This window comes from Thalassotalea sp. G20_0 (genome assembly GCF_017744175.1).
Lineage (GTDB): Bacteria > Pseudomonadota > Gammaproteobacteria > Pseudomonadales > Endozoicomonadaceae > Endozoicomonas.
Genome location: NZ_JAGHQV010000209.1, coordinates 1 through 1,285 on the forward strand (window position 1 = coordinate 1; position 1,285 = coordinate 1,285).

Consider the following 1,285-nt stretch of genomic DNA (forward strand, 5'->3'; position numbering starts at 1 on the left):
GGCCTGCATTGGTTACCGGATTCATGGCTCTTTTGATGACCCCGGGATAATCCTGAAATAACTCTGGGCAGCCTCTCGGGGGACGCAAAATATTGTCACGTACCATGGGCATTTGGCGGAGCTATCGGGAAGCCCTCTTTCCCATCGTTTTATGCCCCGCACAGCCGGCAGCCATGGATTCGCTCTCTGTACGGATGTGGTCGGGTTCATCAGGAAAGGCTTCATCAAACCCGCGTTTTTTAGCTGGTTGTGGTTTAGAGACTTTTGCCAGTTTTTTGATGGCCCGGTCATTCCTCAACTCAGCCGCCTTGAGCAACAGGCGTTTTCCCTCGTACCGATGTTCCGGAAAGTTCTCGCCACCACGCAGATACAGGTGACCCAGGCTACTCATGGCCAGAGGAGACCCCAGCTCAATGGCTTTCAAGTACCAGCGCTCTGCTTCATGCAGATCTACCTCAACGCCCACGCCACCATACTGATATAGGCGACCCAGGTTGTACATGGCTAAAACATCCCCCAGCACGGCCGCCTTCAGGTACCATCGATCCGCTTCATGCAGGTCTACCTCAAAGCCCGCGCCACCATGCTGATATAGGCGACCTAGCAGGTACATGGCTGAAGCTATAATGGCTGGATCTTTTCCCAGCTCAACCACCTTGAGGAACCAGATTTTCGCCTGGTGCAGATCTGCCGGAAAGTTCTCGCCACCATGCAGATACAGGTCACCCAGGAAATGCATGGCTTCAACGTATCCCAACTCACCCGCCTTGAGCCACCAGGATTTCGCCTGGTGCAGGTCTTTCTCAAAGCCATCTCTACCCTGGAAATACTGGCAGCCCAGGTTGGCCATGGCTACAACATCCCCCAGTCCGGCCGCCTTGAACAACAGGGACTTTCCCTGATCCTGGTCTGCCGGTAAGCCCTCGCCGCCATCCAGATACAGTAGGGCCAGGTTATTCATGGCGCAGGCATCCCCCAATCCAGCCGCCTCACGGTACCAGTGCTCCGCTTTGCGCAGATCTACCGCGAAGTCCTTGCCACCATCATGATACAGGTAGCCCAGGTTATTCATGGCTGTAATATCCCCCAGCTCAGCCGCCTTAAGGTACCAGCTCTCGGCTTTGTGCAGATCGGCTGGAAAGCCCTCGCCACCGTCTGCATACACGATGCCCAGGTTGCACATGGAATCAATATCCCCCAGTTCAGCTGCCTTAAGGTACCAGCTCTCGGCTTTGTGCAGATCGGCTGGAAAGTCCTCGCCACCATCTGCATACACGATGCCCAA

The 1,285-nt window shown here is 55.3% G+C and carries 1 pseudogene; it reads right to left on the reverse strand.

Features of this window, described 5'->3' with window-relative positions:
• Positions 1-121: 121 nt before the first annotated feature.
• Positions 122-1,285, reverse strand: a pseudogene (locus J7438_RS25555) (SEL1-like repeat protein); the annotation flags it as partial.